Origin of the sequence: Streptomyces sp. NPDC059477, assembly GCF_042749375.1 — a bacterium.
Taxonomy (GTDB): Bacteria; Actinomycetota; Actinomycetes; order Streptomycetales; family Streptomycetaceae; genus Streptomyces.
Window position 1 is genome coordinate 1,286 of the sequence record NZ_JBHYUG010000022.1, and the last position, 12,856, is coordinate 14,141.

The 12,856-nt window shown below is 73.7% G+C and carries 11 protein-coding genes and 2 pseudogenes; 6 read left to right on the forward strand and 7 right to left on the reverse strand.

The annotated features are described in order from the left end of the window. The first annotated feature begins 312 nt into the window (after positions 1-312). Complete coding sequence (locus ACFXAZ_RS14135) at positions 313-1,302, forward strand: fibronectin type III domain-containing protein (protein WP_384589420.1); 990 nt, start codon at positions 313-315, stop codon at positions 1,300-1,302. Positions 1,303-1,593: 291 nt separating this feature from the next. Continuing rightward, positions 1,594-2,166 carry a hypothetical protein gene (locus tag ACFXAZ_RS14140; protein ID WP_384589423.1) on the forward strand — a complete coding sequence of 191 codons (573 nt, stop codon included), beginning with the start codon at positions 1,594-1,596 and terminating at the stop codon, positions 2,164-2,166. Positions 2,167-2,276: 110 nt separating this feature from the next. Here the strand turns inward: ACFXAZ_RS14140 and ACFXAZ_RS14145 are convergent. From ACFXAZ_RS14145 to ACFXAZ_RS14155, 3 genes and pseudogenes are all read right to left on the reverse strand, one after another. Further along, positions 2,277-2,814 (reverse strand): annotated as a pseudogene (locus tag ACFXAZ_RS14145) (PadR family transcriptional regulator). 60 nt (positions 2,815-2,874) lie between these two features. Next, positions 2,875-3,413, reverse strand: a pseudogene (gene fadH, locus ACFXAZ_RS14150) (NADPH-dependent 2,4-dienoyl-CoA reductase); the annotation flags it as partial. A gap of 132 nt (positions 3,414-3,545) precedes the next feature. Beyond that, positions 3,546-3,920 (reverse strand): hypothetical protein, encoded by a 375-nt coding sequence (locus tag ACFXAZ_RS14155; RefSeq protein ID WP_384589426.1) that lies wholly within the window; start codon positions 3,918-3,920, stop codon positions 3,546-3,548. Between the two features lie 368 nt (positions 3,921-4,288). On the opposite strand from ACFXAZ_RS14155, the gene ACFXAZ_RS14160 reads away from it, so the two are divergent. Next, on the forward strand, positions 4,289-6,367 hold the full coding sequence (locus tag ACFXAZ_RS14160; RefSeq protein WP_384589429.1) for a SpoIIE family protein phosphatase: 2,079 nt from the start codon (positions 4,289-4,291) through the stop codon (positions 6,365-6,367). Positions 6,368-6,383: 16 nt separating this feature from the next. Here ACFXAZ_RS14160 and ACFXAZ_RS14165 read toward each other — a convergent pair whose 3' ends face one another. The 3 genes from ACFXAZ_RS14165 to ACFXAZ_RS14175 all read right to left on the reverse strand — a co-directional run bounded on the left by ACFXAZ_RS14165 (position 6,384) and on the right by ACFXAZ_RS14175 (position 9,114). Continuing rightward, positions 6,384-7,202 (reverse strand): putative protein N(5)-glutamine methyltransferase, encoded by an 819-nt coding sequence (locus ACFXAZ_RS14165; protein ID WP_384589432.1) that lies wholly within the window; start codon positions 7,200-7,202, stop codon positions 6,384-6,386. 266 nt (positions 7,203-7,468) lie between these two features. Further along, the gene (locus tag ACFXAZ_RS14170) at positions 7,469-8,194 is read right to left on the reverse strand and encodes a GNAT family N-acetyltransferase (protein WP_384589435.1); all 726 of its coding nucleotides are present in this window, start codon (positions 8,192-8,194) and stop codon (positions 7,469-7,471) included. Then, positions 8,191-9,114: an NADP-dependent oxidoreductase gene (locus ACFXAZ_RS14175; RefSeq protein WP_384589438.1), complete on the reverse strand. Its 924-nt coding sequence runs from the start codon at positions 9,112-9,114 to the stop codon at positions 8,191-8,193. The genes ACFXAZ_RS14170 and ACFXAZ_RS14175 overlap by 4 nt, the downstream gene beginning before the upstream one ends. 242 nt (positions 9,115-9,356) lie before the next feature. Between ACFXAZ_RS14175 and ACFXAZ_RS14180 the strand changes: the two genes are divergently transcribed. The 3 genes from ACFXAZ_RS14180 (at position 9,357) to ACFXAZ_RS14190 (ending at position 12,449) form a co-directional block, all read left to right on the forward strand. Continuing rightward, entirely contained in the window at positions 9,357-9,944 is a 588-nt protein-coding gene (locus ACFXAZ_RS14180) for a hypothetical protein (RefSeq protein ID WP_384589441.1), read from the forward strand. A 418-nt stretch (positions 9,945-10,362) separates the two neighbouring features. Beyond that, positions 10,363-11,331: an acetylxylan esterase gene (locus ACFXAZ_RS14185; RefSeq protein ID WP_384589444.1), complete on the forward strand. Its 969-nt coding sequence runs from the start codon at positions 10,363-10,365 to the stop codon at positions 11,329-11,331. Between the two features lie 380 nt (positions 11,332-11,711). Then, positions 11,712-12,449: a GntR family transcriptional regulator gene (locus ACFXAZ_RS14190; protein ID WP_384589447.1), complete on the forward strand. Its 738-nt coding sequence runs from the start codon at positions 11,712-11,714 to the stop codon at positions 12,447-12,449. Here ACFXAZ_RS14190 and ACFXAZ_RS14195 read toward each other — a convergent pair. Beyond that, the gene (locus tag ACFXAZ_RS14195; protein WP_384589638.1) at positions 12,419-12,841 is read right to left on the reverse strand and encodes a hypothetical protein; all 423 of its coding nucleotides are present in this window, start codon (positions 12,839-12,841) and stop codon (positions 12,419-12,421) included. The two genes, ACFXAZ_RS14190 and ACFXAZ_RS14195, sit on opposite strands and share 31 nt — an antisense overlap. Between the last annotated feature and the right edge of the window lie 15 nt (positions 12,842-12,856).

The following is a 12,856-nucleotide window of genomic DNA, read 5'->3' on the forward strand; positions in this document are numbered from 1 at the left end:
GCGGGGCGCCGGGGGGCGGGCCCCGCCCCCACTGGCGACCCCGCCCCCGGCCCCCCCGCGCGGCCGGGTTTACCGCGACCCCTGCGCTCGGCGCAATCGGCGTGAAAACACCCGTTATCCGGGCGAGATCGGCCGTGAGGGCCTTCAGCATACGTAACCCCGGGCGATGCTCACCAATGGCACCCGGACGTCGGCCGAACCTCGATCGAACTCCGACCGGACGCCGACCGCAGGGCAATCCCCCCTTGATGTGATCCCGTCAGGCGCGCAGAATTGGTCCGGACCATTGCAACCGCCCTGGGAGGCATCACCGTGCGACGCGCCCCCGTTCCCGCCGTGCTCGTCTGCGGCACCCTTCTGCTCGTGACCTCCTGTGCCTGGGGCGGTGCGGAGGAGAGCGGTGAGAGCCCACCCGGGGCACCGGCCGGGGTCACCGCCGACGCCGGCAGCGCGACCAGTGTGCATGTGATGTGGAACGAGGTGTCGGCCGAACCCCCCATCACCGAGTACGAGATCTACCAGGGCTCGACCAAGGTCAAGGAGGTCGACGCCGACGAGCACATGGTGGACGTCGTGCAGCTCAAGCCCTCCACCACCTACACCTTCACCGTCCGCGCCCGCGACGCCGAGGGGCGGCTCAGCGACCCCAGCATTCAGGTCGAGGCGACCACCCCGGCGGCCGGTCCCGCCGACGACTCCCCGCCCACCCGTCCCGGCACGACCAGCGGACAGGTGACGGGGAGCCAAGCGGTGCAGTTGCAGTGGGGAGCGTCGAAGGACAACCAGAAGGTGGTGTCCTACGACATCTTCCAGGGCGATACAAAGATCCACAGTGTGGGCGGGACCCAGACCGCGGCCGTGGTCACGGGGCTGCGGCCGAGCACGGACTACTCCTTCACGGTCAAGGCGCGGGACGCGGCGGACAATGTCTCGCCCGCCGGGAACGCCGTACGGCTGACCACGGCGGCCGGGGACGACAGCGGACAGGGCACCGCGCCCACCGACTTCACCGCGACCACGCGGCTGGTCGACGGGGCCTACAACATCTCACTGACCTGGATGCCGCCCGCGGTGGACGGGGTGATCTCCGAGTACCAGATCCAGCTCGACGGACAGTCCGCGACCTCGCTCGTGTGGGGCGCCAAGCCGCCCGAGGGGCTGTCGACCTACAGCTTCTACATCGGGGAGAAGGCCGGTGAGACGCACAAGGTGCGGCTGCGGGCCAAGCTGCCGGACGGGACGTGGGGCGGGTACTCGGCCGAGCGGACGGTGACCACCGGGGAGGATGACGGGGAGTCCTGAGGGGGGCGCTCGTCCGGGGCGGTGATCGGGCGCGGTGATCCCGGGCGGGCGATCAGCCCTCCCCGGCTCGGATCGGCGGCGGGCGGCATCACGGAGGGCGCGGAGGGTTCGGAGGTCGCGGAGGGTTCGGAGGGCCCAGCTGGCCCGGACGGCGGAATCCGTCACCTGCCCGGGTGCGGCCGGAGTGCGGGCGGCGGCCGGGCGGCATTGGCTGCCTCTGAGGCGCACGGGCGTTTCCGACCTGGCGGCGCTAGGGATGTACCGCCGACCGTGCCACTGGAGGACAGACCCATGCGCATCCGCCGGCAACTCCTGCGCTCCGGCCCGCTCGTGGCCGCCGCCGCCCTGCCGTTCGCGCTGGCCGCCGGGCCGGCCGCCGCCGCGAACGGCATCTCCGTGAGCACCTCGGGGTCCTCGGTGTCGGTCACCACCGCCGTGTGCACCCAGATGAGCGGCAGCTGGGGCAATGCCTCGCTGATCAACAGCGCCCAGACGAACTTCGCCCAGGGCCGTCAGATCGCCCTCACCGGCACGTCGAACCTCCAGTCGGCCGCCTGGTCCAATGTCACGCCCGGCACGTACACGGTCGCCGTCGTGTGCGCGGGCGGCAACACCGCGGGCACCCAGTCGGTGATCGTCTCCGCCCCGGCTTCACCGACCATCTCCGCGACCTCCTCGGCCGCCGCCTCGGCCCCCGCTTCCGCCTCCGCCTCCGCCTCGCCACGCGGTGTGCTGGGCGGTGTCGGCGGCGGCATCAAGAACTACGGGACGCTGACGCTGGTCGCGGGCGGGGTGCTGGTGGGCGCCGGGGCGATCGCGGCGGGCTGGTTCCTGCGCAGGCGGTCGAAGCCGTACCGGCTCTGAACGGCCGGCCGACCGGGGCGCCCGCCCAGGTCGCGAGGTCACCGAGGTCGCCAAAATCACCAGCATCCCCAAAATCACCGGGATCACCAGCATCACCGGGATCACCGGGGTCACCGGGGATGGCGCTCCAACTCCTCCAGCGCGTGCGTCAGCCACCGCGTCCAGAAGGTCTCCAGGTCGATGCCCGCGCGCAGGACCAGATGCTGGAGCCGGTCCTGGGCGGTGTCCTTGTCCGGCGGGAAGTCCCGCTCCTCGATCTCCGCGTACCGCGCCGGCACGCCCTGATGCAGCTCCAGATGGCGGCGCAGGTCGGCCTCCAGACCGTCCGTGCCGACCACGGCCGACGCCCGCAGCCGCAGCAGCAGGGGGTCGCGCATCGGCCTGGGGTCCTGGGGCGCGGCGGTCCAGGGCGAGTTCGGCGCGGCCGGCGGGCAGTACCTCGTAGGACTTCTTCTGGCCGCGCGCCGGCTGCTCGCCGGGCAGGGCCCGGATCAGCCCCTCGGCCTCCGGTTTTCCCAGCTCGCGATGGATCTGCTGATGCGTCGCCGACCAGAAGTAGCCGATCGACCTGTCGAACCGCCGAGTCGGTTCGAGCCCCGAGGACGGCTTTTCGAGCAGGGCGGTGAGGATCGCGTGCGGGAGTGACATGCGGTCGTCCTAGGGACGGCGCCGGGTGCCGCTCCGGGGTATCAGGGGCGTACGCCATCGCCGGGCGCCCACGCCTCGGCGGATGAGATAGCCCTCGGAGCCCATGATCTCGACCCCGTCGTAGCCGGCCGTACGGGCGAGGCGGGCGAGCCGGGCGGCGCGGGCGTAGTCGTCGATGGTCCGCTCGATGTCGGCGTCGGTCAGCTCGCGCGGCGGGTGGGGCTGATGGACGCCCGGAGCGGGCTGGGGGCGACCAGGTGGGGGTGGTGGGCGTATCGGCCGAAGTGCAGGATCTGCATCGCTATCCGGCCGCCCGCGCGGTGCACGGCGTCGGTGATCTCGCGGTGCTCCGCCGCCTCCGCCCCGGTGGTGGGTTTGGCGCCGCCCGCCCAGGGCCGCCCCTCCTCGTTGGGCGCGATGCCCCCGGTGACGATCAGGCACACTCCCCCGCGCGCCCTGGCGGCGTAGAACTCCGCCAGGCGTGTGAAGCCGCCCTCGGCCTCCTCCAGTCCTAGGTGCGTCGAGCCCATGAGGACGCGATGGGGCAGGGTGGTGAACCCCAGGTCGAGCGGGCTCAGCGGATCCGGGCAACGGCTCATGGGCCCCTCCGTGCGCGGTGTCATGCCCTCCCGGTCGGTTGTAGAGGACCGCGCACGGTTTATGCAGCTAGTTGCATAACAATCGCCGCTCCGGCCGGGGGCGCGTCCTGGGCCGCCGGGTGCCCGCCGCCCTCAGCGGTTCTCCAGCAGGACGTGCAGCTCACGCTCCTGATCGCCGGACGCGGTGGACAGTTCCCGTACCGCGAACAGGGAGTGCAGCGTCGTACGGAACCGGTCGATGGCCCAGTAGCCGCCCTGCACGTCCGCCGTCACGGACGCCGCCAGCCGGTCCGGCGGCGCCCCCGTGTCCTGGTGGGCGTCGGCCACGTCGAAGGTGCCCAGCCAGACCGCGGGCCGGGTCGCGTGGAGTTCCTGCGGTACGTCGTCGGCGCACCGGTCGGAGGTGAAGCACGCGCAGAGGGTGTCGAACACCACCCGGGCGTCTTCCTTGCTGCACCCGCTGATCTCGACGGAGACGGATTCCGGGTGCGAGGCCGCTGCGTTCATCGCGACCGCTCTCCTTCCCTTGGCCAGGTGACCCGCCGCTTCCTTCCGGCAGGTGGCCACCGTCGGCCCTGGTACTGGCCCTGGCGCCGGCCGCGGACGGCCGAGCCCACTGTCCAGGTAAGCACCGGCGCGGGCAGAGCACCACCGAGGCACCGGTACCGGGGTGCCCGTCGCGCCGCCCCGGGCCGCCCGCGCCCGGTGTGCTTCGCTGGTGTCGGGCGCCCGGCGAATCGCGGGACGGGCGCCGAGGTGTTGAGGGATGGTGGAGAAAGGCCGAGGAGGCCCGAGCGAAAGGGCGGGGCGCGCTACGACAGGGGAGTCGGCACGGGGGACGTACGTGCCGTGACACAGGGCTAGGGCGGTGCGTGATGGATGCACGAGGGTCGTCGGTCACCGGAGGTGACGAACCGGGCCGCGGTACGGGGCGGCCCAGCGGGCTGCTGGACGTGCTGGGCGTGGCCTCGGTGGTGCTGGACGCCGAGGGGCGCATCGTGCTGTGGAGCCCGCAGGCCGAGGAGTTGTTCGGCTACTCCGCGCGGGAGGCGCTCGGCCGGTACGCCGCCCAGGTGATGGTCCACGAGCAGCATCTGGACCTGGTGGTGAAGCTCTTCGCGGACGTGATGGCCACCGGCGAGGGCTGGGCGGGCGCCTTCCCGGTGCGGCACAAGGACGGCAGCACCCGCCTGGTGGAGTTCCGCAACATGCGGCTGACGGACGACCGCGGGAAGGTGTTCGCCCTCGGGCTCGCCGCCGACCAGGGCACGGTACGGCGGCTGGAGCGGGACGTGGCGCTGTCGACGCGGGTCGTCGACCAGTCGCCCATCGGCATCGCCGTGCTGGACACCACCCTGCGCCATGTCTCGGTGAACCCGGCGCTGGAGCTGATGGACGGCATCCCGGCCGAGGCGCATCTGGGGCGGACCCTGCGCGAGGTGCTGCCGTTGCTGGACGCCGAGGCGCTGGAGACCGCGGCCCGCCGGGTGCTGGCCACCGGCCGCCCGGTCGTCGACCGGTCCGTCACCGGCCGTACGCCCGCCGATCCGGACGAGGACCACGTCTGGACGGCGTCGCTGTACCGGCTGGAGGACGCGGTGGGCACCGCGCTGGGCGTGGCGCTGTCGCTGGTGGACATCACCGAGCGGCACCGGGCGGGTGTGGAGGCGGAGGCCGCCCGGCGGCGGCTCGTGGTGATCGCGGACGCGTCGGCGCGTATCGGCACCACGCTGGAGCTGGACCGCACGGCCCGGGAGCTGGCCGATGTGGCCGTCCCGGAGCTGGCCGACATCGCGGCGGTGGATGTGCTGGACGCGGTGATGGAGGGCCGTCGCAGCAGACTGGGCCCGGCCGAACCGGCGGTGATCAGGGCGCTCGCGGTGCGCGCGGACGGCGAGCGGGACGCGCTGGCGGCGGCCGATCCGCCGGGTCAGGTGGCGCGCTACGCACCGGACCGGCTGGTCACCGAGTGCGTCCGCACCGGGCAGCCGGTGCGGGTGGCGTATGTGAACGACGACGCTCTGCGGCGGATCGCCCGCTCCCCCGAGGCGGCGGTCCTGCTCTCGCGCGCGGGCGTGCACTCGTATCTCGCCGTGCCGCTGATCGCGCGCGGCGAGGTGCTCGGTGCCCTGGACCTCAAACGCACCCGCAATCCGCTGCCGTTCAGCGAGGACGATGTGCTGCTCGCCCGGGAGCTGGCGGCCCGCGCGGCCGTGCAGATCGACAACGCCCGCTGGTACCAGAACGCCCGGGACACCGCCCTCACCCTCCAGCGCAGCCTGCTGCCCAGCCATCCGTCGGTCACCGGCGGCCTGGAGGTGGCCTCCCGCTACCAGCCGGCCGGGGCGGCCACCGAGGTGGGCGGCGACTGGTTCGACGTGATCCCGCTGGAGGGCGGGAGAACCGCGCTGGTCGTCGGCGATGTGATGGGCAGCGGGATCAGCGCCGCCGCGACCATGGGCCGGCTGCGCACCGCGACCGCCACCCTCGCCCCGCTCGGCCTCGACCCCGCCGTCCTCCTGGCGCACCTCGACCGGATCACCGCGGGCCTGAAGCACTCCATCGCCACTTGTCTGTACGCGGTCCACGACCCGGCGCTCGGTCGCTGTCTGATCGCCAACGCCGGGCATCTGCCGCCCGCGCGGACCCGGGTCGGGCACCGGCCGGAGCTGCTCGACCTGCCGACGGGGGCGCCGCTCGGCGTCGGCGGGGTGGCGTTCTCCACCACGAGCTTCGACTTCGCCCCGGGCGACCGGCTCGTGCTCTACACCGACGGCCTGGTCGAGACCCGCAGCCACTCCCTCGACGAGCGCCTCGACACCATGCTCGGCCTGCTGGAGGATCCCGCGCGCCCGCTGGAGGAGGTCTGCGATCTGCTGGTGCGCACCCTGCACCAGCAGGACAACCACGACGACGTGGCGGTGCTCGTCGCGCGGGCCCGCGAGGCGGGCTGAGCGCCGCCCGGCCCGCTCACCCGGGCAGGCCGCCGATCACGACATGCGCGTCGGTGTCCGCGCAGACGGCCACCTCGGCGGTGAGTCCGGCGCGGGTGTACGCGTCCACCGCGAGCGGCGCCTGACGCTCACTTGTCTCCGTCAGCAGCCGGCCTTCGGGGGCCAGCCACCGCGGGGCCCCGGCGGCGACGCGGCGCAGCACGTCCAGCCCGTCGGCGCCGCCGTCGAGCGCGGCCCGCGGTTCATGGTCCCGGGCCTCGGCCGGGAGCAGACCGACCTCGCCGGTGGGGACGTAGGGCACATTGGCCGCCAGGATGCCGACCCGGCCGCGCAGTTCACCGGGGAGCGCCGCGAACAGGTCGCCCCGGTGGACGCGGCCGTCGTGGGCGGCGACATTGCGGTGGGCGCAGCGCACGGCGACGGGGTCGATGTCGGCGGCGTGCAGTTCGACGCCGTCGAGGGCCGACGCCAGGGCGGCGCCGACCGCGCCCGAGCCGCAGCACAGGTCGACCACCACGCGCGCGTGCGGCACCCGGGCGAGGGCCTGTTCGACCAGGAACTCGGTCCGGCGGCGCGGCACGAAGACGCCGGCGGCCACGACGACCCGCAGGCCCCGGAACTCGGCCCAGCCGACGACGAGTTCGAGGGGCAGCCCGCTCACCCGCCGCTCGACCAGTTCGGCCAGTTCACCGGGGGTGCGCGCGGCGGCGAGGATCAGCGCGGCCTCGTCCTCGGCGAACACACAGCCTGCGGCCCGCAACGCGCTCACGACCTGCTCGGGGGTGGGCGCCGGAGAAGGGGAGGACGAGGAAGAAGTGGAGGAGGAGGGGAGCATGGGAAGTGCGGGAGCCTTTCGCGACACGAAGGGCGCTCCCGGCGGCCACCGCCCTAGGGCCGGTGATCCGCGCCGGTTCGAGAAGTGAGCACCCCGGCTGACACAGCGGTGATGGGTCTCACCTCCTCGGTCGTACGGCCGGGTCCACCCGCGGCCGGAACGGCCACCATACACCTGCTCGATCGGCCGCCCACGGGCTCCTCGCCCGCCGGGCCGGGGCCTCGGCGGGCGCGGGAGCACCCCGGGTCGCGGGCATCGCCCGCCGTTCAGGACACGGCCATCGCCCGGTCCTCGCCCATGGGTTGCGGGGCGCGGGCCGCCATGAAGGCCGTGGTGCGGCGCAGCCGGAAGCCCAGGTGCTCGTAGAGGCGTATCGCGTTCGTGTTCGCGGCGCCCGTGTGCAGGAACGGGGACTCGCCGCGGGCGCGGATGCCGTGGGCGACGGCGAGGACCAGCCGGGTGGCGAGGCCCTCGCCGCGGGCCGACGGGTCGGTGCAGACCGCGCTGATCTCGGTCCAGCCCGGCGGGTGCAGCCGCTCCCCCGCCATGGCGACGAGCCGGCCCTCGCGGCGGATGCCGAGATACGTGCCCATCTCGATCGTGCGGGGCAGGAACGGGCCGGGCTTGGTGCGCTCGACCAGGTCGGTCATCTCGGGCACGTCGGCGGGGCCGAGGACGATCGCCTCGGGGTCGGGGGCGGTGATCACCCCGTCGTCGACGAGCTGGACGCCGTCCGCGTGGAAGACGATCTCCCAGCCGTCCGGGATGGGCCCCTGCCGGCCGAGGAGGGGGATGTCGGCGCCGGGCCCGGCGAGCGCCGCGAGGTCCGCCCAGTCGTCGGGGCCCAGCTCGTCGGGCAGGGCGAGCCAGGGCGAGACGTCGACCGGGTAGCGCAGGATGCGGCCCCGGCCCTCCGCGAAGTGGGCATGCGGGCCGGTCAGCGCGGCGAGGGCCGGGTTGTCGAGTATGTGCGGGGGTTCGTCGCGGGTCACCGGGACACCTCGATCACGACCTTGCCGCGGGAGTGCCCTTCCTCGACCACGCGCAGCGCGTCACCGGCCCGCTCCAGCGGGAACGTCTCGGTCACGTGCGGGTCCAGGGTGCCGTCGACCACCAGGGCGGCGACCGCCTCCAGGACGGCCCCGGTGCGGGCGCGGGCCACCCGGGCGCCGCCGAGCCGCTCGGCCTCCTCGGGCCGGACCGCGGCGGTGATCAGTTTCGTGCCGTCGGCCGTCAGCTTCGCGGCCTCCTCGAACACCTCGCCGCCGACCAGGTCGAAGATGCCGTCCAGGCCGTCGGGGGCGGCGGCCCGCACCCGCTCGGGCCAGCCCGGTCCGGACGGCACGTGGACCGCGCCCAGGGAGGTGAGCAGTTCCTTCTTGCCCTCGCTGGCCAGGCCCAGCACCTTCAGTCCGGCGCCGTGGGCGATCTGCACGGCGGCCACGCCGACCCCGCCGCCCGCGCCGGTCACCAGCAGGGTCGCGCCGGAGGGCAGACCCAGTTGCTGGACGCCGTCGTACGCGGTGGCGGCGGCCACCGAGAGGGTCGCGGCGGCGGTGAAGGACAGTGCGGCGGGCTTGTGCGCGGTCTGGCCCTGCGGGAGGACGGCGTACTCGGAGTAGCCGCCCCCTACGGCCGACCCGAACACCTCGTCCCCGACGGCGAACCCGGTGACGTCCGCGCCGGTCTCCACGACCACGCCGGAGACCTCGCCGCCGAGGATGGCCGGCAGTTCGGCGGGCGCCGTGCCCGAGCCGCGATAGCCGTTACGGATCTTGTAGTCGACCGGGTTGACCCCGGCCGCGCGCACCGCGATCAGCAGCTCACCGGGACCGGGGACCGGCCGGTCCACGTCGACGAGCGCCTCGGTCTCCGGACCGCCGTACCGGGTGAAGACGTATGCCTTGGGCATGATGGCTCCCACTCTTTCCACTGTCGCCGGGGGCAGATGATCGGGTGCCCCCGGATCGGGCACCTCGGGCAAGGAAGATCGCGGTCCACCTATTCCCTGGCGGAGGGAGTGTTCATACGCGTTTAATGATGAGGGATCCGTTTGAGTCACCCCATATGTCCGTTCTTGTGGGCGCAAAGCGGCGGTGTACGGGGTACCAGTTCCATAGAGCCACTCGCACGCGTGACGGCGAGGAGGTCGACATGCGAACCCGGGTGCGTGGCTGGCGGTGGCGGTCCAGTCCGCTGCGCCGCCGGTCGGATGTGATCGAGGCGTGGGCCCTGGTCGTGGTCGCCGTGCTGCTGTTGCTCGGCGCGCCGCTGGCAGGGGCCGCGACGGGCTGGTGGGCGTACGGCGACGCCCACGCGACGGTGGCGGCGCAGCGGGCGGAGCGGCATCTGGTGCGCGCGGAGGTGATCGCCGCCCCGCAGCGGGCGCTCCCCTCGATCGGGACCGGTACGGCGACCGACCCCTACCGCGCGACGGTCCGCTGGACGGATGCGGCCGGCCGGCCGGAGACCACGGCTCTGCGGGTACCGGCGGACGTCCACCGCGGGGACACCGTACGGGTGTGGCTCGACCGGCAGGACCGCAGCGTCGGCCCGCCGCCGGACGCCTCGATCGTCGTCCAGCACGCGATCACCCTGGGCGTCTGCGCGAGTGGCGGCACCGCGGCGATGGTCCTTTTGGGCTGGTCCGCCGTACGCCGGATCACCCTCGCCCACCGCTTGTCGGAATGGGAACGCGACTGGGCCCGGACCGAGCCGGAGTGGACTCGGCGGTGGGCTTGAGCGGGGGGATGTCGGCGGTCTCCCGCGGGGGGAGTGGCGCGCGGGGTCGGTGATGCCTGTGGTCACCCCGGTGAGCGGTGGCCCTCGCGGTGCGGGGCCGATATGGCCGATGCCGCTCTCCGATGACGACGATCTTCGATACCGATCTTCGATACCGATCTCCGGTTCCGACGCCTGGTCCACCGACGGCACGCGGCGCCGGCGGCGGGCCGCGCCTTCGCGAACGCGCCGCCCTCGGCCCGTGCCTCCGACGGATCATCCTGTCGGCGCCCGCCGCACCGGGACGGCACCACCCCCTCGCGGCCTGCGCGACGGAGATCCCCGGCACCACCCCGGACGGCCCCACACCCTGGTGGGCCGGCCCGCCGCGTGTCTACGGTGTGATCACCCTCGTACCGTCTTGTGAAGGTGACCCCGTATGGCCCTGTTCGATCTGCCCCTGGACGAGTTGCGTGACTATCGCAGCGGCTCTGTCGCGCCCGTGGACTTCGATGCCTTCTGGGCCAAGACGCTCCAGGAGGCGCGGGAGCATGATCTGGACGTGCGGTTCGAGCCGGTGGAGAGCGGGCTGGTCACCGTCGAGGTGTACGACGTGACCTTCGCCGGGTTCGGGGGGCACCCGGTGAAGGGCTGGCTGACCGTGCCCGCGACGGCCCGCGAGCCGGTGCCGCTGGTCGTGGAGTTCGTCGGGTACGGCGGCGGGCGCGGGCTGGCGCACGAGCATCTGCTGTGGGCGTCGACGGGCCGCGCGCACTTCGTGATGGACACCCGGGGCCAGGGCAGCGCCTGGGGCGGGGGCGGGGCCACCCCGGACCCGGTGGCGGGCGGTCCCGCCTTCCCCGGTTTCATGACCCGGGGTATCGACGCGCCGGAGAACTACTACTACCGCAGGGTCCTCACCGACGCCGTACGGGCGGTGGAGGCGGCCCGCGCGCATCCGCTGGCCGACGCCTCCCGGACGGTGGCGCTGGGCACCAGCCAGGGTGGTGGCATCACGGTGGCGGTGGGCGCGCTGGTCCCGGACCTGGTGGCGATCGCGCCGAACGTGCCGTTCCTGTGCGACTTCCCGCGGGCGACGACCCTCACGGACCGGCATCCGTACCGCGAGATCGCGCTGTGGCTCAAGACGCACCGGGGCCGCACCCAGGACGTGCTGCGCACCCTCTCGTACTTCGACGGGGTGCACTTCGCCGCCCGTGGCCGGTCCCCCGCGCTGTTCTCGGCGGCCCTGGAGGACCAGACCTGCCCGCCGTCGACCGTCTTCGCGGCGTTCAACGCGTGGGCGCACGACGACAAGGCCATCGAGGTGTACGAGTTCAACGACCACGAGGGCGGCGGCCCGTACCAGGAGGCGGTCACGATGCGCTGGCTGCGGTCGTACGCCTGACGTGGTCCGTGGGCGGGCGCTTCCTCGGTGCCGGGGCGGTGGCGCGGGCACGCGAGGTCCGGGGCGCGGGCGGGGACCCGGTCCGCAGGCTTTCGGCCATGCTGGCTTCGGTGGGGCGTTCGGTCCGGGCAATCCGGAGGCGGGGGTCTCGGTGGGCTATGTCATGAACCGGATGGGCCCGCGCATCGCCGGTGATCCACGAAAGTTGTCGCTGGTCAACGCCGTGTACAGGGCGTTGTAACAATTCATGGCCGTGGGCGGACCGTCCGGTTTCGGCCGAACCTCCCAACCACTCTTCCTCGGTGATTCGGGCCGGTGCTAGATCTGGTGGCGCAATGAGCCCGCACGGCTACGGCAAGTCACCACCAGGAGGGCACGGCATGGCCTGCACCACCCCGCACGACCACCTTCGGGGCGAGGCCCGGCCCCTGTACCGGAAAATAGCGGCGGCACTGCTCGGGGAACTGCGCGACGGAACGATTCCCCCGGGCGAACGGCTGCCGGGGGAACGGCAATTATCCGAACATTTCGGCGTGAGCAGGGAGACCGTCCGCCAGGCCCTGGAGGTGCTGCGCCGCGAGGGCCTGGTCGCCACGGACCGGCGGGGCAGCCATGCCACGCTGCCCGGGGCGCCGGTCGAACACCCGGCCGCGCTCGCCTTCCCGGTGGGCATCCGGGCGCCAGGCGGCTCCGACCGGGCCACGGTGACCTGGGAGGTCCCCTCGCCGGAGCACGCGAGAGCGCTGGGGCTCGACCCGCACCGGCCGACCCTGGTCCACCGCTACGAGTCCGCGGGCGCCGACGAACACGGCCGGCGCACGGCGATCACCTCGTTCTCGGCGGTGGCGCTGTCGGAGGTGGCGGAGCTGGCGCGCTACCGCGACCGGACCCTGGTGAGCGACTCGGCGCAGCTGCGCCGGGTCTACGACTGGATGCGGCAGGCCGGTCTGGCGCTGCACCACCGGGACGCGATCACCCCGCTCGACGACATCCCGTCGATGCGGGTGACCCGGCTGGTGCACGATCAGCACGCCCGGCCGCTGGAGATCACGGATCTGCTGGTGGACGCCCGCAAGGACGCGCTGGTCTACGAGTTCACGGTGCCCGCGGCGGGCTGAGCCACGGGCCGGGCGGCCCGCACCACCCGGGCCTGCCGGCCCAGCGCGAGCAACCGTCCGTCGGCGGCCCAGACGGCGCTGTCGTCGACGGCCCAGGCACCGTCGGCGCGCTCGGTGCGGATCCGCACCAGCGCCGGTGCGCCGTCCGCGCCCGGGGTCAGGGCGTCGGTGAAGTGCACGGTCAGTTCGGCGGTGGGGACGGGGCGAGGGGTGTGCCAGCGGGCGTAGAGGGCGGGCGGCAGGACATCGGTCAGGGTGGCGACGGCCGCCGCGTCCAGCGTCCGTCCGTCGGTGAACCGCACCCAGGCGGTGAGTTCCGGCCCCACCCCCCCCCCCCCCCCACCCGCCGGCGGGGGGGGGCCCCTCGCCCCCCACCCCCCCCAAACACACACACCCCCGAGCGCTGG